This window comes from Streptomyces sp. RG80 (genome assembly GCF_040446465.1).
Classification (GTDB): Bacteria; Actinomycetota; Actinomycetes; order Streptomycetales; family Streptomycetaceae; genus Streptomyces.
On sequence record NZ_JBEAAJ010000011.1, the window covers coordinates 305,817 to 329,218 of the forward strand.

Annotated in this window: 20 protein-coding genes; 7 read left to right on the forward strand and 13 right to left on the reverse strand. The window is 70.5% G+C overall.

Going from position 1 to position 23,402, the window contains the following annotated elements:
- Positions 1-34 precede the first annotated feature (34 nt).
- The 5 genes from ABKA17_RS36110 to ABKA17_RS36130 all read right to left on the reverse strand — a co-directional run bounded on the left by ABKA17_RS36110 (position 35) and on the right by ABKA17_RS36130 (position 9,436).
- Positions 35-3,097, reverse strand: coding sequence for a family 78 glycoside hydrolase catalytic domain (locus tag ABKA17_RS36110; RefSeq protein WP_353696645.1), 3,063 nt, complete (start codon positions 3,095-3,097; stop codon positions 35-37).
- A gap of 98 nt (positions 3,098-3,195) precedes the next feature.
- Positions 3,196-6,393 carry a family 78 glycoside hydrolase catalytic domain gene (locus tag ABKA17_RS36115; protein WP_353696572.1) on the reverse strand — a complete coding sequence of 1,066 codons (3,198 nt, stop codon included), beginning with the start codon at positions 6,391-6,393 and terminating at the stop codon, positions 3,196-3,198.
- Positions 6,394-6,478: 85 nt separating this feature from the next.
- The gene (locus ABKA17_RS36120; protein WP_353696573.1) at positions 6,479-7,744 is read right to left on the reverse strand and encodes an ABC transporter substrate-binding protein; all 1,266 of its coding nucleotides are present in this window, start codon (positions 7,742-7,744) and stop codon (positions 6,479-6,481) included.
- A 31-nt stretch (positions 7,745-7,775) separates the two neighbouring features.
- On the reverse strand, positions 7,776-8,597 hold the full coding sequence (locus ABKA17_RS36125; protein WP_353696574.1) for a carbohydrate ABC transporter permease: 822 nt from the start codon (positions 8,595-8,597) through the stop codon (positions 7,776-7,778).
- Positions 8,594-9,436 carry a carbohydrate ABC transporter permease gene (locus tag ABKA17_RS36130; protein ID WP_353696575.1) on the reverse strand — a complete coding sequence of 281 codons (843 nt, stop codon included), beginning with the start codon at positions 9,434-9,436 and terminating at the stop codon, positions 8,594-8,596. The genes ABKA17_RS36125 and ABKA17_RS36130 overlap by 4 nt, the downstream gene beginning before the upstream one ends.
- 343 nt (positions 9,437-9,779) lie before the next feature.
- Between ABKA17_RS36130 and ABKA17_RS36135 the strand changes: the two genes are divergently transcribed.
- Positions 9,780-10,820: a LacI family DNA-binding transcriptional regulator gene (locus tag ABKA17_RS36135; protein WP_353696576.1), complete on the forward strand. Its 1,041-nt coding sequence runs from the start codon at positions 9,780-9,782 to the stop codon at positions 10,818-10,820.
- Between the two features lie 39 nt (positions 10,821-10,859).
- Here the strand turns inward: ABKA17_RS36135 and ABKA17_RS36140 are convergent, their stop codons facing one another.
- The 6 genes from ABKA17_RS36140 to ABKA17_RS36165 all read right to left on the reverse strand — a co-directional run bounded on the left by ABKA17_RS36140 (position 10,860) and on the right by ABKA17_RS36165 (position 14,691).
- Positions 10,860-11,831 (reverse strand): NAD-dependent epimerase/dehydratase family protein, encoded by a 972-nt coding sequence (locus ABKA17_RS36140; RefSeq protein ID WP_353696577.1) that lies wholly within the window; start codon positions 11,829-11,831, stop codon positions 10,860-10,862.
- Positions 11,832-11,866: 35 nt separating this feature from the next.
- Positions 11,867-12,073, reverse strand: a complete 207-nt coding sequence (locus ABKA17_RS36145; protein ID WP_353696578.1) for a hypothetical protein — start codon at positions 12,071-12,073, stop codon at positions 11,867-11,869.
- A 62-nt stretch (positions 12,074-12,135) separates the two neighbouring features.
- Positions 12,136-12,774 (reverse strand): dihydrofolate reductase family protein, encoded by a 639-nt coding sequence (locus ABKA17_RS36150; protein WP_353696579.1) that lies wholly within the window; start codon positions 12,772-12,774, stop codon positions 12,136-12,138.
- Between the two features lie 108 nt (positions 12,775-12,882).
- Positions 12,883-13,383, reverse strand: coding sequence for an NUDIX domain-containing protein (locus tag ABKA17_RS36155; RefSeq protein ID WP_353696580.1), 501 nt, complete (start codon positions 13,381-13,383; stop codon positions 12,883-12,885).
- 146 nt (positions 13,384-13,529) lie between these two features.
- Positions 13,530-13,760, reverse strand: coding sequence for a hypothetical protein (locus ABKA17_RS36160; protein ID WP_353696581.1), 231 nt, complete (start codon positions 13,758-13,760; stop codon positions 13,530-13,532).
- Between the two features lie 91 nt (positions 13,761-13,851).
- Positions 13,852-14,691, reverse strand: coding sequence for an IclR family transcriptional regulator (locus tag ABKA17_RS36165; RefSeq protein WP_353696582.1), 840 nt, complete (start codon positions 14,689-14,691; stop codon positions 13,852-13,854).
- Positions 14,692-14,812: 121 nt separating this feature from the next.
- Between ABKA17_RS36165 and ABKA17_RS36170 the strand changes: the two genes are divergently transcribed.
- From ABKA17_RS36170 to ABKA17_RS36185, 4 genes are all read left to right on the forward strand, one after another.
- Positions 14,813-15,280: a YqfO family protein gene (locus tag ABKA17_RS36170; RefSeq protein ID WP_353696583.1), complete on the forward strand. Its 468-nt coding sequence runs from the start codon at positions 14,813-14,815 to the stop codon at positions 15,278-15,280.
- 53 nt (positions 15,281-15,333) lie between these two features.
- Positions 15,334-16,107, forward strand: coding sequence for a cyclase family protein (locus ABKA17_RS36175; protein ID WP_353696584.1), 774 nt, complete (start codon positions 15,334-15,336; stop codon positions 16,105-16,107).
- Positions 16,108-16,204: 97 nt separating this feature from the next.
- On the forward strand, positions 16,205-17,014 hold the full coding sequence (locus tag ABKA17_RS36180) for an IclR family transcriptional regulator (RefSeq protein WP_353696585.1): 810 nt from the start codon (positions 16,205-16,207) through the stop codon (positions 17,012-17,014).
- Between the two features lie 90 nt (positions 17,015-17,104).
- Positions 17,105-19,123 carry an SMI1/KNR4 family protein gene (locus ABKA17_RS36185; protein ID WP_353696586.1) on the forward strand — a complete coding sequence of 673 codons (2,019 nt, stop codon included), beginning with the start codon at positions 17,105-17,107 and terminating at the stop codon, positions 19,121-19,123.
- Positions 19,124-19,190: 67 nt separating this feature from the next.
- Here the strand turns inward: ABKA17_RS36185 and ABKA17_RS36190 are convergent, their stop codons facing one another.
- Positions 19,191-19,829 carry a hypothetical protein gene (locus ABKA17_RS36190; RefSeq protein ID WP_353696587.1) on the reverse strand — a complete coding sequence of 213 codons (639 nt, stop codon included), beginning with the start codon at positions 19,827-19,829 and terminating at the stop codon, positions 19,191-19,193.
- A gap of 240 nt (positions 19,830-20,069) precedes the next feature.
- Here ABKA17_RS36190 and ABKA17_RS36195 point away from each other — a divergent pair, with 240 nt between their 5' ends.
- Both ABKA17_RS36195 and ABKA17_RS36200 read left to right on the forward strand, forming a co-directional pair.
- Positions 20,070-21,230 carry a sensor histidine kinase gene (locus ABKA17_RS36195; protein ID WP_353696588.1) on the forward strand — a complete coding sequence of 387 codons (1,161 nt, stop codon included), beginning with the start codon at positions 20,070-20,072 and terminating at the stop codon, positions 21,228-21,230.
- A 1-nt stretch (position 21,231) separates the two neighbouring features.
- Positions 21,232-21,888 carry a response regulator gene (locus ABKA17_RS36200; RefSeq protein WP_353696589.1) on the forward strand — a complete coding sequence of 219 codons (657 nt, stop codon included), beginning with the start codon at positions 21,232-21,234 and terminating at the stop codon, positions 21,886-21,888.
- Positions 21,889-21,898: 10 nt separating this feature from the next.
- Here the strand turns inward: ABKA17_RS36200 and ABKA17_RS36205 are convergent, their stop codons facing one another.
- The gene (locus ABKA17_RS36205; RefSeq protein WP_353696590.1) at positions 21,899-23,080 is read right to left on the reverse strand and encodes an acyltransferase family protein; all 1,182 of its coding nucleotides are present in this window, start codon (positions 23,078-23,080) and stop codon (positions 21,899-21,901) included.
- Positions 23,081-23,402: the final 322 nt, after the last annotated feature.

The window sequence follows — 23,402 nt, forward strand, 5'->3', positions numbered from 1 at the left end:
CGGCGCGTGTGCCGCCGGCGTGGTCGGCCCGAGGTCAGCGGAGTGTGCTGGTCAGGGTGTAACGGCCGGACGGCAGCAGGTAGGTGGCCACTGCGTCGGTGTGGCCGAGGAAGCGGACTCCTTCGCTGCGTGCGAGTGGAGTGCGCCCTTCACGAACGGTGTCCGCGGCGACGGCCGGCAGGCGAAGGGTCGCCTCGCTGTTGGCGGGGACGACGGCGTCGTACGTGAGGGTCCGGCCGCCGTCCTTGGTCCTCCACTCGCTGGTGATCTCGCCGTACGGTGACTCGTGTGTGCCTGCCACGTGTGTGATCCTGCCCGTGGGATCGATGTGCGGTTGCAGGACGAAGCGCTTGAAGCCGGGGCTGTCCGGGTCCCGGGCGATGCCCGCCATGTAGGCGTACATCCACTCCATGATCGCGCCGTAGGCGTAGTGGTTGAAGGAGTTCATGCTGACCGGGCCGAAGCCGTCGTCCTCGGAGTAGGAGTTCCAGCGTTCCCAGACGGTCGTGGCACCGTTCTTGACCGAGAACAGCCAGGAGGGCATGGCATCCTGGTGGAGCAGTTCGTACGCCAGGTCCGCGCGGCCCGCGTCGGTGAGGACGGGGGCGAGGACGTTGACGCCGAGGAAGCCGACGGACAGCGTGTTCTCGGCGTACCCGACCCGACTGCTGGTGGGGTGGGCCGCCTTGTAGGCCGCGTCGTTGCCGATGTTGTCCGCCAACAGGCCGACCAGGGCCCGGCGTTGGGCCTCGGTTTCGTGGAAGCCCAGTTTGAGGACCCACAGCAGGGCGGTCTGCGTGTTGTCCTCGGTCTTCTGGTTCGGGTCGGCGCCCGGTTCGATCGGGGACGCCGGGCCGAGACCGGACCTGAGGGTGAGCGTTCCGCCCTCCGTGCTCAGGTACTTGGTGACGAAGGCCCGCTTGATGCGGCCGAACAGCACGTCGTAGGACTTCTCCTCGGCGCCCCGGCCGACGGCGCGGGCCATCCGTGCCATCAGATGGGCGGCGTACGCGTAGTAGACGTCGCTCATGAGCTGAGCGCTGGTCTTCTGCGGGGCGAGCCAGTCGCCGGTGATGGAGCCCTGTCCGGCGTAGGTGTCGCCGGTCTGCTCGTGGATCCAGTCCAGGTAGCGGGTCATGGCGGGCCAGTTGTCCTCGATGACGGCACGGTCGCCGGTCATCTGCCAGAGGGTCCACGGGAGGATGACTCCGCAGTCGGCCCAACCGCTGCCGCCTGCGGGAAAGTTGTAGCGTCCGCCGGGTGCCAGGCCGGTGAACTGGGCTTTGTCCATGCCGTAGATGGCCTGCGAGTCGACGACCGTGTCCTGGAAGTGGCTCAGGAAGGGGCCCGCGTCCGTGTTGTAGAGGCCGGTGGCGGCGAAGACCTGGGTGTCGCCGGTCCAGCCCAGGCGTTCGTCGCGTTGCGGGCAGTCGGTGGGGACCCAGAGGTAGTTTCCGCGCTGGCCCCAGCGGATGTTGCTGATCAGCCGGTTGACGGAGGTGTCATTGGTGGTGAGGGTGCCGATGTCGTGGATCGCGGAGGTGGCGACCCTGCCGGTCAGGCCGCTGATCGTGACGGTGTCGGTCGCCGTGACGGACACATAGCGGAAGCCGTAGAAGGTCAGGGAGTCCTGGTGGGTCTCCCCGTGGCGGTCGCCCTTGAGGATGTAGGTGCTTGTCGCCTTGGCGGTGCGGAGGTTGGCCAGGTAGAGCGACCCTTCCGGGCCGTCGGCGCCGGTGCTGTCGTCGTTGAGTATCTCGCCGAACCTGAGCGCGACCTGCGCTCCGGCCGGTCCGCGCAGCCGGTATCGGGGCACGCCGACCATGTTCTGGCCCAGGTCGAAGAGGGCCGTCTCGCCCGCGGCGAGGGTGACCGACGCGGCGGCGGCCCGAGCGGGATCGGTGACGGTCCGGTCGGGGTCGATGACCACGCGGCCTCGGCCGTTGGGGCTGTTCTCCTGTCCCGTCACCCCTGTGATCACGGTGATCGACTGCGGACGACGGTCCCAGCGGGGCATCAGACGTGCGGTCTCGGCCGGATAGGCGAGCAGTTTCACGTCCGGGTGTCGGGCCTCGAAGGGAACGTGTGCCACGTCCGACCAGGTGGAGGCGTCGAAGCCGGCCGTCGTCCAGCCCGGCAGTTCCTTGCGGGCGTCGTAGGTCTGGCCGTCGTAGATGTCGTCGGCGCGGTACGGGCCGGTGTCGGTGGCCTTCCAGGCGGCGTCCGGCTCGGTGACGACGGACTGCGAGGTGCCGTCGGCGTACCGGATCAGCAGCTTGGCCTTGAGCGCCAGGGCGTTGCCGTCCTCGGAGTAGTAGGTGCTGCCCTCCGAGATACGGCCGTTGTACCAGCCGTTGCCCAGGACGCAGGCCACGGTGACGATGGGCTCCCGCTCGACCAGGTCCGTCACGTCGTAGGTCGTGTAGTTGACGCGGGCGTCGTAGTTCGTCCAGCCAGGGGGCAGCAGTTCGATCGTGGTGCCGCCGTCCTGCGGGACGCCGAGGTGATGCCCGTTGACGTAGGTGTCGTGCACGCCCAGGGCGGAGACGTACAGTCGCGCCTCACGGACCCGGCGCCCCCTGCTCAGCCGTGTTTCGGTCCGCAGCATGGGCGCGCCCGGGGAGTTGGGGGCCTTGCCCTTCATTCCGATCCACTGGGCGCCCTCCCACCCCGTGACCCCGTCGGTGCTCAGCAGGCCGGTCTCGAAGAAGGCCGGAGGCGCGGTACCGACCGTGCGGCCCTCGGCGTCCCAGACGGTGACGGTCCAGTGGTAGCGGGTGGAGGGCTTGAGTGCGGTGCCGTCGTAGCGGACGGACACCGAGTCGGAGGCGTCGATCCGGCCGCTGTTCCAGACGTCGGCGCGCCGGCCGGTCAGTCTGTCGGGCGCGGTCGCCACGAGGATGCGGTAGGCGCCTTGGCTCCGTCCGCGTGCGGCCGAGCGCATGCGCCAGCCGAAGCAGGGGCGCGGGGCGTCCACACCGAGGGGGTCGGTGCGGTGTTCCACGGTCAGTCCGTGGACCGCGCCACCGTCCGTGCGGGGCGACGGCGCCGCGTGCGCCACGGTGCCGTCGCCCAGGACGCCGGCCACTACCGGCACCGCGCCCGCGGTCGCCGCAAGGACGCTGCGCCGACGGACACGGGCCCGGCCGTCCGCCGCGTATGAGCTCGCTTCTGCTGTGTGGGGTACCTCATGGGTCACGCCGCCGTCCCTTCGACCACTGACGCGTCACGCGCGCTGAACTCGTACGTCCCCGGCGACACCCGGTACACGGCCCGGTCGCCCTCGAAGCCCTGGAACACCGCGCCGCCGAGGGACTTCGGCCGTGTGCGGTCGCCGGCCGGTACGCGCACCTCGGCCGTGGTGTTCGGCGGCACCTCGACCTCGAGGCGGAAGGTGCCGTCGCGGCGGGTCCACTTCGAGGTGACCTCGCCGTACGGGGTCCGGTAGCTGCCCTCGACGTGTGTGAGGTCGCCGACCGGGCGTGGGTCGATGACCAGTTCGCGGTAGCCGGCGGAACCGCGCGCCTGCCGGATGCCGGCCAGACCACCGTGGAACCACTCCTCGATCTGGAGCAGGATCATGTGGTTCTTGGAGGCGCGGACGTCCCAGTTCTCGGGGATGGTGGTGAGGCCCCCGGGGTTGGCCGTGGTGGGCGCCATGAAGAAGCCGTAGCTCGGCCGGGTGTCCTCCTGGAGTACGTCCCACAGCACGTCGTCGCGGCCACCGTCCATCAGCGCCCGTACGGTCGGGGCGAGTCCGATGGTGCCCGCGCTGAAGTGCGGCCCGCCGCCGAACGGCCGGTAGGCGTCGACCAGTTCCACCAGCGCGTCGAGCACCCTCGCGCGCTCGCCCTCGGGCACCAGTCCCTCGTCGAGCGCGAGCGCCTGCGCGGCCTGCGTCGCGCCGGCGGTGCCCTGTTCGCCGAGGCCGGTGTAGCGGCCGAGTGAGCTGTTGTAGAAGGCGTCGTTGAAGGCCTTCTTGATGTTGGAGGCGAGGTGGCGGTACTCGCTCGCGTCGCTGTCACGTCCGAGCAGTGCGGCCATCCGGGCCATGCGGTCGGCGGTCTGGTAGTAGCCCCAGGTGCCGGTGATACGGCCGGAGGTGTTCTCGGCGGCGATCCAGTCCGCCAGTGCCGCGTCGACCAGGTAGGCGTCCGTCCCCGTGCCCGCCTTGCGGGTCCTGATGTAGTTCAGGAACGCCTGCATCCGCGGATAGTGGCGGGCCATCGTCTGGGTGTCGCCGTACGTCTCGTACAGCAGCCATGGCGTCAGGACGATGCCGTCGCCCCAGTTGATCTCGTCGCCGAAGCGGCCGGTGTAACCCCAGTCGTACACCGGGGCCTTGAGCGCGACGTTGCCGATGTTGTCGCCCGCTCTGGACTGGCCCTCCGCCAGATGGCGCTGCATGGTGCGCAGGTAGGCGTCGTAGCCGAAGGTGCGGTGCAGCGAGCTGAAGGGCTGGAGGTAGTCGGCCGGGTAGGCCAGTTTCTCGCGGCCCGGGCAGTCCGTGAACGTGGACATCGTGTTGCTCATGATCGAGTAGCGGGCCATCCGGTGGATCCGGTTGATCCGCTCGTCGGAGGTGCGCACATCGCCCGCCGCCGGGACGTCCGCGTGCAGTTGAAGGCCGGTGAGGGTGTTCTCGGTGGGTGTGTAGTGCGACGGCAGGCCGGTCACCTGGACCCATTGCATGCCGAAGTAGTGGAACCGCGGTTGCCAGCTCTCGCCGTCCGCGTCCCCGTAGGTCGTGTAGGTGGCGAAGAGGTCGGTGCCGCGGGCCGCGCCGCCGCCCATGAGGGACGCCTGGTCGACGGTGCCGTCGGCGTTCAGGGACTCGGCCGGCTGGAGCTTGACCGTCGTGCCGGCGGGCAGGGTGCCGTCGAGCTCGAGCCGCGGCCAGCCGGCGAAGCTCTGACCGAAGTCGAAGACCCAGACGCCTGGTCGGGGCTGGGAGATCCGGGTCGGTCGCAGCTTGTCGACGATCTTCACCGGTTCGCCCACGCGCCAGACGAGGTCGGTGGTGAGGTTCGGGGGCGGGGCGATGCCGGCGCGGGTCCAGCCGACGGGCGTGCCGTCGCGGCGCTTGGCGCTGTCGCCGAGGTCCGCTCCGGGTGCGGTCCAGCCGGGCTGTTCGCGGCGCGCGTCGTAGTCGGAGCCGGAATACCAGTTGGCGAGGGTCGTCGGGCCGAGTGCGGCCTTCCACGAGCGGTCGCTGACGACGGTCTCGGTCGTGCCGTCCGCCCTGGTCAGCTCCAGCCGGGCGATCAGGCGAGGTGTCACGGCGGCGCCCGCGCTGGGGTCGGTGCTCGCCAGCGGGTTGCCCGAGCCGGTGACGGCCGCGCCGGCGGCGTGCCCGGCCTTGAGAGGCGGCTCGAAGGTGATGCCCGTGCCGTCCGCCCCGGCCGTACCGATGGCGGTGATGGTGCGGGACTCCAGCCGCTCGCCGCCGTCGCCGGTGTCGATGTCGATCGCGCCGCCGACGTGGTAGCCGGCCACACCGTTCACCTTGACGTTCGTGGCGCCCGCCAGGGCCGCGGCGACCAGGGCGCCGCTGCCCTTGAACTGGCTCTGCCACCAGCTGTACGGGGCGCTGCGGCCAGTCACCGGGTTGGTGACGGAACGCGTGACCAGGGCGGTGCCGTGGCCGAGTTCGACGCCGAGGGTGTTGGCGCCCGGGCGGATCAGGTGGGTGACGTCGTGGACGCGGTACTCCGTGGAGAGCTGGTAGTTGGAGTTGCCCGGTGCGAGTACCTCGTCGGTGACGGGTCGGCCGTTGAGCACGGCGTGGTGCAGGCCGACGCCGGACACGTAGAGCCGCGCCCTGCTGATGTGCGCGGGGGCCTTGAAGGAGCGGGCGAGGATCGGCAGGGGCTGGTCGAGGCTCCGGCCCGGGTACTCGATCCACCGGGCGTCGCCCCAGTCGGACCGCTTGAGCAGGCCCATCTCCCAGCTCGCCGGGCGGCTCCAGGGCGTCGCCCTGCCGTCGGTGCCCCAGACCCGCACCTGCCAGACGACCTCCTGCCGCGAGGTGAGCGTCGGACCGCCCCACGCGATGTCGTTCTGGGCATCCGAACGGACCTTGCCGGAATCCCACAGGTACCGGCCCGCACGCAGGTCCCGCGCACCGCGCGCGGCGCGGATCCGGTACGCGGCCTGCCGCCACCCGGCGCGCACTCCGGCCGCCCGGAAGCCGAGTCGGGGTGCGGGGTCGTCGACGCCGAGCAGGGTTCCCGTACGGCCGTCGACGGTCAGGTCGGTGATGTGCGGTTCGTGCGGGCCGGTGGCCTCGGCGGGCAGCGCGGGGACGATCGGCAGCGTCAATCCCACCCCGGTCGCCACCATGCCGCCGACGACCTGTCTGCGGCTCGGTACACCGTGCCGGTCCATGGACATGCGGAACTCCCTCGATTGATACGTTTCAAACAGAGGCTGTACTGATTGCCCGTCGGCCGGCGTGACACCGGCCGACGGGCGTCGGTCAGGATCCGGCCCGGTAGTCGGCGTCCATCGCCTTCAGCACCTTGTCCGGCGTGGACTGCCCGCTGAAGATCTCCTGGAGGCCGCTGAGCATGGTCTGCTGCACCTTGGCGTTGGGCCACAGCTGGTCCATGAACGGCACGGTCCGGTTCGAGGTGATGAACTGCGACAGTTCGGCGAGCGAGGCGTCGGGCCGGTAGCCGGTGTCGGGCAGGGAGGGCAGGCCGCCCTGCTTCTTGACGAACAGGTTCATGCCCTCGGGCGACATCACGAAGTTCACGAACTTCAGCGCCAGATCCTCGTTCTTCGCCTTGGCGTTGACGCCGTATCCGGCGCCCGCCGCGGCGGGGATGAGTGTCTCGGAGGGCGTGTCGGTGGCGGGCAGCGCCTTGAGCGTGAAGGTGCCCTGGGGGTTCTTGCCCTTGAGGAGGGCGATGACCCAGTTGCCCTGGATGATGCCCAGGGTCTTGCCGGTGGCGGCGAGTTGCTGGCTGGCCTCGTAGTTGGTGCCCAGGGGGTTCTTCTGGAAGCAGCCGGTCTTCTCCATCGTCAGGTACTTGTCGAGAGCGCTCTTCCACGCCGAATCGGCGAAGTCGGTCTGCCCGGCCTGCATCTTCTGGTCGAAGTCACGGTCCGGTCCGTAGACGGTGGTGGCGACCAGGGCGTACTGCACGAGCTGGGTCACCCAGTTGTCCTGGTTACCCAGCGCGAAGGCGGGCGTCCCCTTGGCCTTGGCGTCCCGGCAGAACGCCAGCAGCTTCGTCCAGGTGTCCGGTGGGGTGAGCCCCGCCTTGGCCATGGCCTGTTCGTTGTAGACGGCGCCGATGCCGTTCTGCCCGAAGATCGCGTTGTACGTCTTTCCCTCGTACTGCGCCACGCTCTTGATCGCGTCCGGCATCTTCGCCGCCCACGGCTGGTCGGACAGGTCGCGCAGATAGCCCGGCTTCGCCAGGACGTGAGTGGCGGCGGGGTTGCCGTTGCCGGGCCACACCGACATGACATCCGGTGCGGTGCCGGAGGACAGCTGGGTGCGGATCTGCTGCTGGTACTGGTCGGCGCCGCTGGTGGCGTAGCGGACCTTGACGCCCGGGTTGGCCTTCTCGAACGCCTTGACGACGTCCTCGACGGAGCCCTGGTCGACCGAGGCGAGCGTGAGGGTCTTCGAACCCCCGCCGCCGGAACCGGCCTTGGTACCGCCACTGCATGCGGCCAGCACACAGGTGGCTGTCGCCGCGGCGACCACGGCGGTGGTGATGCGTGTCTTCATGATGTCTCCCTTGAGGAGAAGGCGACGGAGGTCATCCCTTCAGCCCGCCCGCGAAGCCGTTGATGATGCTGCGCTGGAGCAGGAAATAGACGACGAGCACGGGCAGGATGCTGATCACCAGAGCGGCGAAGATGAGGTTCCAGTCCGTGACGTACTGGCCGACGAAGCCGGCGATCGCGACCGGCATGGTCTGCTGCGCGCTGCCGCTGAGGTACAGCAGCGGGGTGAAGAAGTCGTTCCAGACGGCGACCGCGTTGAGCACGAGCGCGGTCACGGTGATCGGTTTGAGCATGGGCAGGACGACGTACCGGAAGCTCTTCAGCGGGGTGCAGCCGTCGATCAGGGCGGCGTCCTCGAAGTCGCGGGGCAGGGCGCGCAGGAAGCCGACGTAGAGGAAGACCGTGAACGGCACCTGGAGGCCGGAGTAGAACAGGACCAGGGCCCAGGGGGTGCCGAGGAGGCCGAGGTCGCGCATGGTCTGGTACAGCGGCAGCGAGGCGAGCTGGAAGGGCAGTACCAGGCCGAGGAGGACGAGCAGGTACGTCGCCCTCGACCAGCGGGCCGTGATGCGGGCCAGCGGGTAGGCCGCGAGCGAGGAGACGGCCAGCACGACGGCGACGCTGCACACCGTCACCAGCACGCTGTTGACCAACGCCCCGCCGAGCGAGCCCTGTTGCCAGGCCTGTGTGAAGTTCTCCAAGGTCGGCGAGGACGTCGGGCGAAGCGGCGAGGAGGTGTCCGAGGCGGGTCGCACGGCCAGGTTGACCAGGACGTACACGGGGAAGCCGATGACCAGGGCGGCGGCGATCATCGCCAGTTCGAGGCCCAGGGTGCGGGGGCGGTAGCGGGTCACGACGCGGCCCTCTCGTTGCGGGACAGGGCCAGGTACTGGCCGGTCGAGGCGACGGCCACGATGATCGTGAGGACCACTGCGAGGGCGATGCTGTAGCCGAACTCGCCGAGGGTGAAGGCGTCCTTGTAGATGAGCGTGGAGATGGTGTCGGTCGCGTGACCGGGGCCGCCGCCGGTCAGCGCGTAGACCTGGTCGAAGAGTTTGATGCCGCCGATGATCGAGAGCATCAGGTTGATGGTGAACGCCGGGGCCAGCAGCGGCCGGGTCACCGACCAGAAGCGCCGCGCCGGGCCGGCCCCGTCGATCGACGCGGCCTCGTGGATCTCGCGGGGCACGGACTGGAGCCCGGCCAGGAAGATGACCATCGAGTAGCCCGCGTACTGCCACACGGTCACCCCGACCACGGCCCACAGGGCGAGATCGGGATCGCCGAGCCAGTCCTGCTCCGAGCCGCCCAGGCCCACCGCTCCGAAGAGGCTGTTGACCGCGCCGTCCGGTCCGAGCAGGTTGCGCCACAGGTAGGCGGTCACGATCGGAGTGATCACGGCCGGGGCGAAGAGGAGCACCCGCAGCAGGTTCCGGGACTTGATGGCCGTGTTGACGCCGAGGGCCAGCAGGAGTCCCAGGGCGTTCTGGACGACGGTGATCGACACGGCGATCAGCAGGGTGTGCCAGACGGCCTGCCGGGCGTCGGCGTCGCCGATCATGTCGGCGAAGTTCCCCAGTCCCACGAACGAGAAGTCGGGATCCAGGCCGTCCCAGTCGGTGAAGGCGTAGTACACACCGCGCACGCTCGGCACCAGGACGACGAAGGCGAAGAGCAGTAGCGCCGGTGCCATGAACCACCACGGTGGGGTGGTGCGCGCTGGGCGGGCGTGGACGACCTTCACGTGCGGACCTGCTTCCTTGAAGCGACTTTGAAACGATTCACTCACTCATCGATCGGGGAGCTGCCGGTTTCTGCTGTCTGGAGGGGTGGCCCGGGTGGGGCGGAGTCGTGGGTAACGTTTCCCAAAGGGTGGGCCAGACCTTAGAGAGCGTGATGCGTGACGTCAAGATGCCGCGCACGCTGCGAGATTGTTACGACGGTGCGCACCGGTCCGCGTGACCGGGCACGGACCGAACAGCGGCCGGACCCGTACACTCTGCGGCAACGTTTCCCATGACGCCGGAGGAAGCCGCATGGAGCCGCCCGCATCGCCCCGCCGCGTCACCATCGTCGACGTGGCCCGGCACGCCCAGGTGTCCACCACCGCCGTGTCCAAGGTGCTGCGCAACGCCTACGGGGCCAGTCCCGAGATGCGGGAGAAGGTCCGGCGCGCGATCGACGAGCTGGGCTACCGTCCTCTCGCCGCCGCCCGGGGGCTGCGCGGCCAGACGTACACCATCGGCGTGATGCTGCCCGACATCCGCAACCCGTTCTTCCCCGAGATCCTCGACGGTGTCACCGCCCGGCTCGCCGACACCGACTACCAGGTGCTGCTGGGACCGGGCTGCAACGGGGAGAAGGAGGAGGCCCGGGTCACCGAGGCGATGGTCGACCGCGGCATGGACGGCCTCGTCCTCGTCGCCCCCGTCTCACCGCACTCCCATCTGGAGCAGGTCGCCTCCGCCGTACCGACCGTGGTGGTGGGCAGGCACGGCAACTCACCGACGTACGACACCGTCACGGACGACGACATGGCCGGAGCGGCCCTGGTCGTCGGGCACCTCGCCGGGCTCGGACATCGCCGGATCGCCCACATCGAGCATCACGAGACCGACCCGACGCGCATCCAGGAGATGCCCAACGCCCAACGCGCCGAAGGGTATCGGCGCGCCATGCGGGAGCACGGCCTCGCCGAGGAGATCGACGTCGTCTCCACCAGCTACACCGCGGAGGGCGGCTACCGGGGCGCGCTGGAACTCCTCGGCCGTTCCAGCCGGCCCACCGCGGTCTTCGCGGGTGCGGACATCGTCGCGATGGGGGTGCTGGAGGCGGTCACCGAGGCCGGCCTCGCCGTTCCCGGCTCCCTCTCGGTCGCCGGGTACGACAACACGACCTTCGCCGCGCTCGGCCCGATCTCGCTCACCAGCGTCGACCAGGCGGGACGCGCGATGGGCGACAACGCAGCACGTCTGCTCCTGGAGCGCATCACAGACCGCCGGAAACCGTCCGTCCAGATCAAGCTCTCCCCCACCCTGGTGCCACGCCGGACCACGGCCGCACCGGCGGGCCGGTGAGCGGGCTTCACTGAGCCGGGGCCGCACCCTGGACTTCCCTCACACGACGAGCGGGCGGGCCACCTTCAGCCTGTCGTGTTCGATCAGCCAGCGGACGGATTCGAGCACGGCCTCCTCCGGCTCGTAGCGCGGGGCGTAGTCGATCAGGGCCCTGGCCTTCTCGATGGAGAGACAGTGGCTGCGGTACAGGTGCTCCCAGCTCTGCTCGGCATGCTCCGGCGTGGCGCCCTGGCGGAACGTCTCCCACGTCACCGACTCCAGCGACGCGGTCTGCCCGAACCAGCCGGCCGCGACACGGGCGAACCCGCGCACGTTCAGCGCGGTGGGGGCCACGACGTTGAAGTCCTCGCCCGCCGCCGCGTCCCGGTGCTCGATCGCCCGTTCAAACGCCTGCGCCACGTCGTCGGCGTGCACGTGGTGCATCAGCTCGACGCCGATGCCCGGGATCCGCACCGGCTGCCCGGCGGAGAGCGCGTACCAGACGGCGGGGTCGAGGTTGCCCAGCGGGTTGATCGGCTCCCAGCCGGGACCGACGATGTGCCCCGGGTGCAGGGACGTCGTGACCAGACCCCCGGAAGCGGTCTCCTCCTTGAGCATCCGCGCGATGCGGTCCTTCTGGATGCCGTACTCCCCCACCGGCGGGGTCCCCGTGGTCTCCGACATCGGCAGCTTGTCGCTGGGGCCGTAGCGCCACAGGGTGCCGCAGTGCAGCAGGTGCCCGGTCCCGCCCCGCAGCCGCGCGACCAGCGCCGCGGCCGACTCCAGGGTGAAACAGACCAGGTCGACGACGGCGTCCGGATTCAGACCGGCCACCCGATCGCCGAAGGTGCCCTCACCGTCCTCCCGCTCCCGGTCGGCGACGACCTGACGCACCTGCTGCCATTCGGGAGAATCGGCGTACGCGGTGCGGGTGCCGCGGCTGATGTTGATCACCTCGTGACCGGCCCGGACCAGCCGGGGCACCAGGAAGGTGCCGATGTGCCCGCTGCCGCCGATGACGACGATTCGCATACCTGTCCCATCACGTTCGGACGATGTGGTGACGCCTAGGCTCGACCGACCTCGCCGCCGCTGTCTGCGGAGCGAGCGCGTCTACGGCGGCGCAGTGGTGCCGTCACCCACATCACCAGGCCGATGAGGGTGAGGACCAGCGCCCCGCCGATCACGACGGGAACGGCCGCGACGGCAGCGAAGATCAGCAGTAGCTCCGGCCACGTCGGCTCCTCGCCCATCGTGCTCCCACCCTGCGCCATGAAGGTCATGACGTCCGCGGAGATCGATCAGTTCCGGGCCCGGGGCCGTCCGCTCCGGCGCTTCAGCGGCGGACCAGCTTCGCATGGGTGACGTTCGGTGAGCCGATCAGTTCGGTCACCCGGTAGCCGTCGATCCCGTCGCCCAGGTTGTCCAGCAGCCGCTCCCCGCGCCCGATGAGCAACGGCGCGATCACCAGGTGGAGTTCGTCGATCAGCCCGGCCCGCAGATACTGCTGGATGATCGCCGCGCCACCGCCGATCCGGACGTCCTTGCCCTTCGCGGCGTCGAACGCGCGCTGGAGGACCGTCTCCAGCGGTTCGTCGGTGAAGTGGAAGGTGGTGCCGCCGGACATCTCCAGCGCCGGGCGCAGGTGGTGGGTGTGCACGAAGACGTCGTGGTGGTAGGGCGGGTTGTCGCCCCACCAACCCTGCCAGGACTCGTCCTCCCACGGCCCGCGCTGCGGCCCGAACATGTTCCGCCCCATGATCGTGGCGCCGATGTTCTGGTCGCCGCGGACGAAGTGGTCGACATCGATTCCGGTCTTCCCCGCGGCCGCGTCCTCCGACGCGGAGATGAACCAGCTGTGCAGGTCGTCGCCCCAGCCGACGCCGTCACCGAACGGTGCGTCCAGTCGCTGGTTCGGGCCGGCCACAAAGCCGTCGAGGGAGATCGTCACATTGTGCACGCGGACCTTGGGCATGGTCTTCACCTCTTGTGTCGGTGTCGTTCTCTCACCTCTGCGTCGTTCCGACAGTGCCTGAATCGACATACCCGCGCACATTTTTCCGACGGCCCCTGAGGTCGACTCTCAGTCCCACCCTCCGAGGGACACCTGTGGCCCACCGAAGAGGTAGGACTTGAGAGCGCGAGCCGACGTCCTGACGAAGTTGTCGGGTACGGCGTCGGCGTCCACCCACCTGACCTGGGCGTGCTTGCGCGGTTCACGGTTCACGGGTTCGCCGGTCCATTCGCGGGCGGCGAAGACGACGGTGAGGAAGCCGCCCGGAGCTTCGACGCCCCGGGCGCCGTGGATGATGTGGGCGACCTCCAGTGCCTCGGGCGACACGGTCAGACCGGTCTCCTCGTACAGCTCGCGCACCGCGGTCGCGGTGATGGGCTCGCCGGGTTCGCTCTTGCCGACGGGCAGGTCCCACATGCCCTGACCGAACTTGGCGTGCCGGCCGCGTTGGAGGAGGACGACGCGGTGGGTGGCCTGGTCGTGGACGATGACGGCGGCGACCAGCACGGTCATGGACGCGACGGCGGGCGGCAGGACTTGGGGCTGGTCGTCGGTTGTCGGCTGAGCCACGGCGGGTGCCCTTCTTCGGCCGGAGGGAGCAAGGACACCGAGTATGGCGGCCGCACGCTCGGAACGCAGACGGGCGGACGGGCACCGACAGGATCCGGTGGCCGTCCGCCCGTGGTCGGGTCAGACGCCTGGCCTCGGCTGTGGCGTCACCAGTTGTAGACGATGTCGCCGTTGCTGTTGACCATCTTGAACGTTCCGTCGCCCTGGTCGATCACACACCCGAAACCACCGTCCCCGGTCTCTCCGCAGAAGGTGTCGGCGCTGGCCGGTCCCGCCGCGGCGATCCCGCCGCCCACGAGGAGGCCGGCGGCGGCGAGGGCGCAGGCGAGCCTACTGGCCCGCCGACGTCCGGATGTGCGTGTGATGTTCCGCTTCATCACTAACTCCCTGTTGCCGATGGAATGTCCGTCTCAGGGAGTTCGGAGCGGCCACCCGACCGGCTTGCCCTCGGAGTTGAGGGGCCGCCTGTCACGCCCCGCGCAAGGCCTCCTCCAGGCGACGGCCCCAGCGCAGCGCCACGGTCACGATCTCGCTCGTGGCGGGTTCCAGGCGGCGGCGCGGTCCGACGACTTGTACGGCGGCGACGACTTCGTCCGTGAAGTCGCGGACCGGTACGGCGACCGAGTACAGGCCGGGCTCGGCCTCCTCGTCGACGATCGAGTAACCGCGCTGCCGGGTCAGCGCCAGCCTGTCCAGGAAGTCGTCGAGGCCGGTGGGTGTGCGGGGACCGTGGCGGACGAAGTCGGTGCGGGAGAAGACCGCCGCCACCTCGTCGTCGTCGGCGTCCATCAGCAGGGCCTGGCCGCAGTCGCTGCAGTACGCCGGGTAGGGGCGGCCGATCCAGGAACCGAGCTGCCGGCTGCCGGGCGGCACCCGTTCGGCGATGGTCACGGTCGTGTCGCCGACCAGCACACCGAGGTAGCAGCTCTCACCGGTCTGCGCCGCCATGCCTTCCAGAGCCGTGAGCCCGTCGGTGCGCAGACGGTGCGCCGTGAGTTCCCGTGCTGTGGCGTAGAGCCGCCAGTGCGGTGCCACGGCGCCCGAGGCCTCGTCGCGTACGACGAAGTCCTCCGCGCCCATGGCGGTGAGTGCACGGGACAGCTGGCTGCGGTCGCGGCCCATCCGCCGGGCCAGCTCGGACACGGATGCGGCGGAACCCTGGCGCCCGCTCTCGGCCGCGCCCCGGGTGAGCGCCGACAGGACGTCCAGGCCCTTCGCCACGCTCGAGTCCACGTGCCCCTCGTACTCCTCCGTCGCCCCGGCGCGTCCGCGCACCGGGAGGTCACCGCTGTGCTCGTCCGTCCGCACTGTACCGGCGCCCTCCCCCAAGATCCCGAGCTGTGCATCATTCACATCTTGCCATGCATTTAATGCACGCCTAGCATGCCTGTGCAACAGCTGCCACCGAACGCCCGAGGGAAGTACACGCATGGCCACGACGACGCCGCCGCAAGCCGCCGAACGAGACCGGGAAGCCGCAGACCCGTCCGTACGGCGCCGCGCGGTGCGCAGGGTCAAGGCCTACTGGCCGGTCGCGGAGGCGACCCTGGCCGCCTGCGCGCAAGGCGATCTCGAAGCGCTGCGCTCCGACGAGTCCTTCGCCTCGCTACTGCGCGTACTGGAGGCCTCACCCGAGCTCGGGGACTTCGGCGTGTACGGCGACGTCTTCGAGGTGACCCTCGGCGCGGAGGGGTTCACCGTCCGCCCCGGAGCCCGCCCCACCCTCGGCGCGATCGGCGAGCGGTCCCTCTCCCCCACCGTCGCCGTGACCACGTACGTCCACGCGGTGACGGACGAGGATCTGGCGCGCGTGCTGGCCCGCCTCACCGCGGCCCACCCTTGGGAGATCCCCGTGATCGAGCTCTCCGCCCCGCTGGAACTCGTCTCCCGAGCCTGACCCGGCCCCCGCGAACCATTCCCGAGCACGCTCACCGAGAGGACCCGGCGCCCATGACACCGGACACCGCCACCAGCACCGAACCGCCCCTGTGGGCCCTGCACCGGGAGCTGACGACGAAGACGGTCCGCACGGACCTCACCCATGCCTTCCACCCCGGCCAGCCACACTTCCCGGCCTTCCCGGACGAGCGGCGCGAGATGCCCTTCGACATGTCCCGCGGCGACGGCTTCAACGTGCACCTGTACACGATCGTCGGCCAGTGGGGCACCCATGTCGACCCGCCCGTGCACTTCGTGGCCGGCGCCCGGGCCCTGGACGAGATACCCGTCGAGGAGATGATCCTGCCGCTGGTCGTGCTCGACATCAGCGACCGGGTCTCCGTCGACCCCGACGCCGTACCGACCCTGGACGACGTGGCGGCCTGGGAGGCGCGCCACGGCCGTGTCCCGGCGGGCTCCTTCGTGGCCCTGCGGACCGGCTGGAGCCACCGCTGGCCCGACCCGGCCGCCATGGCCAACAAGGACGAGGCGGGCGTGAGTCATTACCCGGGGTGGTCCGCCGACGTACTGCGCTATCTCTTCGAGGAGGCCGGCGTCACCGCGATCGGCCACGAGCAGACCGACACCGACCCCGGACTCGCCACCTCCGCCGGCGACTTCAGCCTGGAGCGCTACGTGCTGGCGCGCGACCGCTGGCAGATCGAGCTGATGGCCGACCTCCACCTCGTGCCCGAGGCCGGGGCCCTGATCGTCGCCACCTGGCCCAAGCCACAGGGCGGTTCGGGCTTCCCCGCCCGGGTGTTCGCCCTGCACCAGGCGGTCTGAGCGGGGTTCGAACCGCGTGACACGAAGAGCTCCGGACACGACGGCCGACCGCGGCGGCCGCCGGAGCTCTTGGGTGAGCGCTGGCTATAGTGCGCGGGTGACGACGAACGAGCCCGCGCCCAGACCGACGGCGAAGGCGACGGCCTCGTCGCTGCGCATGGCACTGCGGATCGTCAACACCGTGCTGGACCGTGAGACGTCGGGCCGGGCCGGATTCAACGTCAGCAGGCTCGCCGATGAGGTCGGCATCGAGCGCAGCAAGGCCTCCCGTACCACTCAGGACCTGTGCGACAGGGGCTTCCTCGAGCGCCGGGAGGACTCGACGCTACGCGCCGGCACCGCCTTCTTCGCCGTGGCGGGGTCCCTGCATCCCGGTCTGGTCCGCCGCAGCCGCCCGATCCTGCGCCGCCTCGCCGTCGAACACGGCGCGGGCGCGCGACTCTCCGTCCTCGACGGCGTCCAAGTCAGGCTCGTGCGCGCGGAGTCCGCCTCGGGCATGGCACCCGACCGGCTCGGTCCGGCGAGTCTGGCCACCCCGTGCTGGTGCACCGGCGCGGGCCGGGCCCTCCTGCTCGACCACACCCCCGAGGACATCTCCACCCTTCTCGACGACTACGAACTCATCGGGGTCGGCGGTCCCCACGCTGCCCGTTCCGTGGCGGAACTGGTCGCCGCCAACGAACGTGACCGCCAGGGCGGCGTCATCACGGCGCAGGGCGAGTTCGAACACGGCGTCGTCGAGTACGCCGTTCCTGTGCGTGACGCCGACGGACGTATCCGGGCCGCCGTGTCGGTCGTGGGCAGACAGCACGATCTGCTGCCGCAAGAACGGGCGATCAGAACAGACCTCAGGGCGGCGGCCGCCGCGTTGGCGGAGTCCATCGACGGTGGTGACGGGGCACCGTAGGGTCCGACCGCTCACGGCCGTACCGCACAAGGGAGTTGGGCCGCGGCAGGTGGCGGGGCATTGTCAGTGCTGGGTGGCAGCATCGAATGCATGACGGACACCACGGGATTCGACTGGCGGTCCTTCCTGCTCACGTGGAGTGGCGAGTGGGCGGATTCGCTGCGGGACGACGAGACGCGGGACCAGAGCGACGAGGCCGCCCGGCAGGCACGCTGGCTGGGGTTCGCGCCTGCCCCGGCGGAGCGGATCGCGGCCATGGAGGAGCGGCTCGGCCGCCGGATGCCTCCGTCGTACCGGGAGTTCCTCGCGGTCAGCGACGGATGGCGGCACGCGGGCGGGTTCGTGTGGCTGCTGGCGGGGTGCGAGGAGGTGCACTGGCACAACAACGAGTCGGAGCTCGCGGACCTCTTCGAGGAGTACCTGGACGAGGACTCCGACCCCGAGGAACGGCGGGAGGCCGACCTCTGGCGGCGCGGGCTTCAGCTCGAGGTCGAGTCGGATGCCACCCATGTGCTCCTGGACCCCGAGGATGTGGATGAGGAGGGTGAGTGGGCCGTCTACACATGGGCGAGCTGGCGGGCCGCGCCACCCGAGCGGCACGCGAACTTCCGCGAGTTCATGCGGGACATGTACCGGGAGTTCCACAGCCTCCGCGCCCACCGAAGCGGTACGCATCAGGTGTTCGCCAACGACACGACGCGACAGCTGGACGCCCTGATGGACAACGCCCGGCTGGAGACGCTGCGCGGCGACTGGAAACGGGCCGTGAAGGCACTGGACGAGGCCAGGTCGTACGGCAGGCCGCGAGCCGCCGGGCTGGGCGATCAGATTCGGCGCCTGCTCGGACAGACCTACATGGTGTACTTCGACGGCCTGGTGACGGACCCCCGGTACGCACCCGAGTTGCTGCCACCGCTGGTCGCCGAGCACGCGGCGCACTCGTACCGGGACGACTCCACGCTGAAGTTCCATCTGGTCGGCGCCGACGCGAACGTGATGGCACTGGCCTACGCGACGCTGGACCAGGTGCGCGACGGCACGTACCGGTACACGCCGACCGGACCGTTCGGGGACGCGGTCGAGCGGGCCCGGGAGCTGGCTCGGTGGGGGGACACCGACGGCGCGTGGCGGCAACTGATGGCCGCCCTGCCCCTGTGGGAGCCCCTCGGACCTGACCACCTCGCACCCCTGGGGTGGGTCGCCGACCCGGTGCTCGGGCCGCTGCTGACCATCGAGCGGGGACGCGAGATGCTGTCCGCCCCGAAGGGAGGACAGAGCGGGGACGCGCCGACGCCGACGGCCGAACTCGACCTGAGCGAGCTGGCGTGGCTCGCCGAGCCGGACCCGGGCAACAACCGCACGTCCTACCGCTTCGTCCTGGTGGAGGGCGTGGAGCCGGAGGAGTTGCCCGCACGCCTCACGGACCCGGACGGGACCGGGGACGGGCATGGGGATGGGCATGGGGATGGAGACGCGGGCGGCGACGGGAACGGGGACGCCGCCGTGCTGAACCCGCCCATGACCCTCTGGGAGGCGCACCGCAGAACGCGGGGCAACCAGCGGGAGTTCTCCTCCTACGACGACAGGGCTCTCATGGCGGTCGGCCGGGCCGGTCCCGGCTGGAGCTTCGCCTTCGACGGCGAACCCGCCCTGTTCGATCAGCGGCGGTTCATCTCGCCGGCCGAGGGTGCCAGTGCGGGCACGCGCGCGGTGGTCGTGTGGAGCGGCCTGCGGGCAGGGCACGGGAGGCGGTCCTTCCATCTGTCGGTGGCGCGAGACGGCGCCGAGCAGTACGCGTTCACCTACGCGGACGGAGAGGTCCGGCGGAGCGGGGAGATACCGCGAGCGCTGGACCCGAGCCGGTTCTTCGGCTCCCCCGAGGACATGGCCTCAGCGGAGCGGTCGCTGCTGGAGGCGGTGGCCGTGGAGTTCGGTGTGTCGCTGCCGCGTCATGCCCTGGTGAACGGGCGGCTGCACACCTTCACCACCCGCTCCTGGACGCGTCCGCCGAGGGACGGTGAGACGTACTCGGTGATCCGATTGGGGTGGGGGGACGCGCGCCCGGCGGACGGCCGGCAGTCGGGTGCGGACGAGCCTGGAAGCAGGTAGGGGCCCGCCGGGCGACGCAGGTTCCTCATGTTCCCCATGCGAGGGGGCGGTCGAGACCCACGAAGGCTCAGGCGGACACCCGGTTCGGGATCACGGTGTGATCGACGCTCCGGGCCAGCCGCCACAGCGCGACGGAGAGCCACAGCAGGATGACGCCGACCACGATGTGCAGGGCGCTGGTGAGCACGGAGTCGGGGAGACCGGTCAGGAACGCGAAGAGGGGCAGAACGACGGCGTAGCCCCACGACGGGGTCCTCGGGAACACCCGGGCGCGGATCAACGCGGCCCCGAACAGAGCGCATCCCACGGCGAAGACGGCCGCGGAGCCGAGGAAGACGGGGAGGGTGGGGCCGGTCAGGGTTTCCTCGACGACGTCGTCCGCGAAGTAGAACAGCACCAGGTTCGAGGCGAAGGCGGCACCGCCGAACAGGCCGAGTCCGATGAGGTTGACGGTGCGGGCGAGGTCTCCGAAGCGGCCGGTGGCCGTGCTCTGCCGCAGTTGCAGTCCGGTGAGCAGCGGCAGGGCGAAGGCGGGTGCGAGGGCGAGGGCGACGCTGGTCGCGGAGGTCTCGCCGGTGAACGTCTCGACCAGCGCTGGCAGGGCGATCAGCAGGCCGGCCAGCGCCCCGCACAGGGCGTCGGCGCGGAACGTCGATGAGGCGACAGATGGTGAGGTGATGCGTGATGAGCTGACGGGTGAGGACATCGGGCCACTCCGGTTTACTCGGGCTCGGACAGTCGGGTCAGGGCCGTCACCGTAGGGAGCGGCTGAGCGGCGGCGGGAGGTGCAGAACGGGGGTACCGGGGGCCGGAAGTCACCATCTGCCGTGCGCTGTACGGCCGTTCGGCATGTGCCGTTCGGCCTGGCCTCGGCCGGAGTTCCCCGCCGGTGTCCCCTCGGACGCGGTGTTCGGCCTAGCCTGACGGAGTGGGCGAGGGGGTGTGCATGGCGACGTATGTGCCCGTGCGGTGGGTGCCGCCTCTGTTGTACGGCGCCGTACTGGTCGGCGGCCTTTACTACACGGCTGCCGATCTGGACGGCGGTCCCGGGCCCGCGGTGTGGCGCACCGTCGGCTTTGTCGCCGCGATCGGAGCGCTGTTCGCCCTGGAAAGGGGCGCCGGCGCCCTCGGCACGCGCCGCCGGGCCGCGGGACGGATGCCGATTCTGCTGGCGCGCTGCGCGCTGATCGGCGTGGTGGTGCTCCTCGACGCCTCGGGGCTGTCCCCTGTGCTGGTCGTGCTGCTGCCGTTCACCGCCTACTTCGCCTTCGGCCGCACGACCGCGCTGGTGCTGGGCGCGCTCTGCCTGGCCGGGCCGCTCGCCGCGTACGTGCTGGCCGTGCCCGGCTGGTATCGCGACCCGGAGCACGTGTCCGACCTGCTGATGCTCTGCGTCGGACTGGTACTGGCGCTCGCCATGGCCGCCGTGGCCGTCGGGGAACAGCACGCGCGGCTCGCCCTGGAGGGGTACGCGGCGCGGGTCGCCGAGCTGTCCGCTGCCACCGAGCGGAATCGGCTGGCCCGGGACATCCACGACAGCCTCGGGCACCATCTCACGGCGATGTCCGTGCAGTTGGAGATGGCCTCGGAGTTCCGGGCCCTGGACCCCGACGCGGCCCAGCGGGCTCTGAACGAGGCGCGCCGGTCGGTGCGGCTCGCGCTGGGCGACGTACGGCAGTCGGTCCGTGCGCTGCGGAGTGAGACGCCGCCGCACCCCACGCTCGCTGCCGCGCTCGCCGACCTGGCGCACGGCGGTGCGGTGGCGCCGCGGGTGAGCGTCGAGGTGAGCGGGGATCAGGACGGCTACGGCACGGCCGAACTGACCACCTTGTACCGGGCCGCGCAGGAAGGTGTGACCAACGCGCGTCGGCATGCGCGGGCTACGCGGGTCTCGGTCGTGCTCCGGCTGGCCGAGGACGCCGCACGGCTCGTGGTCGCCGACGACGGCCGAGGCTTCACACCGGCCGAGGCCACCGCCGGGGTCGGGTTGCTCGGGATGAGGGAGCGCGTGCAACTCGTGGCGGGGAGTGTCGACATCGACAGCGATCCCGGTGCCGGTACGCGGCTGACCGTGACCGTTCCGCGCGGCACGGCAGGGGAGGCGTGACATGGACCTCCAGGAGCCCAGGCCGCCGCTGCGTGTGCTGGTGGTGGACGACCAGACGCTCATCCGGGACGGTATCGCCTCCCTGCTCTCCATCCGGCCGGGCATCACGGTGATCGGCACGGCCGTGGACGGCCGGGACGCCGTGGCGAAGACCGTGGAACTGGGCCCGGACGTGGTCCTCATGGACGTCCGGATGCCGCGGATGGACGGCGTCGAAGCGGTGGCCGTCCTGCGCGAGCGGGCCCCCGAGTGCCGGGTGGTGATGCTGACGACGTTCGACGACGAGGAGTACGTCGTGCGGGCGCTGCGGGCCGGCGCCCACGGTTACCTGCTCAAGGATCTCCCGGCCGAGGAGCTCGCCCACGCGGTCCGCCTGGCACACGCGGGCGTCACCCAGCTCGACTCGTCCGTCGCCCGCCACCTCACCACCTCCCTGCCCTCCCCCGGCACGGCTCAGCCGCCGGCTGTCCCCCTGAGCCCACGCGAGACGGACATCCTGCGGCTCGTGGCGCAGGGCCACACCAACCGGGAGATCGCCGCCCACCTCTATCTCAGCGAGGGCACGGTCAAGAACCACGTCTCCCGCATCCTCACCCGGCTCGCCCTGCGCGATCGCACCCAGGCGGCGCTGCGCGCCCGGGACCTCGGACTGTTGTGAGGGCCCTCCCTCAGCGAGCCCCGCTCCCCAGACGGCGGGCCAGTCCGCGACCGCAGGCCTGGCCCGGCACTTCGACGTAACGGTGGGTCAGCAGGCACAGGGGCAACAGCACGGCGAAGAAGGCCAGTTCGAGCACGAGACTGTCCTGCCGCCGCCTGCCGATCGTGCCGTCGATCACCGCCAGCAGTACGGGATGCACCAAGTAGACCGAGTAGCTGATCGTCCCCAACGCGGCCAGGAGCCGCGGTGTGCGCCGGTGGCGCGCGGCCAGTCCGGCGGCGAAGGTGAGCACGGCCAGCAGGAACGCGACGATCCAGCCGCGCCGTGCGAAGTGGTCGCCGTCGCCGTACCGGTACGCGCTCCCCACGGCACAGGCGATCACCACGACGGCGGCGCCGGCCGCATGCCGCCAGGTGACCCGACCGTTCTCGGCACGGTGGACAGCGGAGCCGAGGAACATCACGGCGAGGATCACCAGGCCCTCCCACATCGGGACCGTACCGTTGAACAGGACCAGGGCCAGCGCCGGCACCCCGCCCAACACGCCGCCGAACCAACGCAGTACGGGTGGCGTCGCGCTCGCACAGCAGATGGCAACCCCCATGGTGAACGCGGCGAACGCGATCAGCGGCCCGGTGCCGAACCGGCCGGACAGGGCAGAGGCCGGCAGCACCACCCCGGCCGTCACACTCGCGGCGGCGAGCAGGGCCAGGATGACCGCGATGGCCGCGGAACGCTGGTGAAGGCGGACCGTGAAGAGAGCGACGCACAGCAGATAGAAGGACATCTCGTAGCTGAGCGTCCACAGCACGAGGAGGAGATTGGGTGTCCCCAGTAGCTCCTGGAGCATCGTGACGTGAGCGACAGCCACGGAGACGGCGCTCCGCTCACCGAAGTCACGTAGGTGCGCGATGCCCAGCAGGTGGGCGGCGAGGAGCGCGGTGACGGCAGCCGCCCACAGGGGGTACACACGGAAGATCCGCCCGATCCAGAACGTCCGGACGCAGCCCCGCCGTTCCAGGGACGCGGGGATGATGTAGCCGCTCACCAGGAAGAACACCATGATGCCGTAGCGGCTGGTGTCGAACTGCGGCATCAGCTCCCGCCGGAAGTCCGCCATGAAGGTATAGGACGAGTGGTCGAACACCACGACGAGTGCGGCGATGCCGCGCAGCGCGTCCAGCCAACCCAAGCGCGACGGGCCTGCTTTCGCGACGGCGGCTCGTAATCGTGAGGGGCTGGGGAGTGGGTGGGCCGGCGAAGCGGGGGCCTGGGGTGGGGATTCCATGCGTGGACGGAGTCCTGTTCGGTGAGGTCGTCGCTGGGTCTGTCGTGACGCTTGCGGGCCCCGCCCGACGGCGGTCGCCCCACGGCCGCAGGGAGGCCCCGCACCGCTCTGATCACCGAGTTCAGCGGCTGGGGCATTGTTCGGCACCACTGCTTCGGCGGCCGAACAACGAACCGGGTCCGCGAGCCGTATAGGTGTCCGAGAGATGTATGGGTTGGCTGCCCGC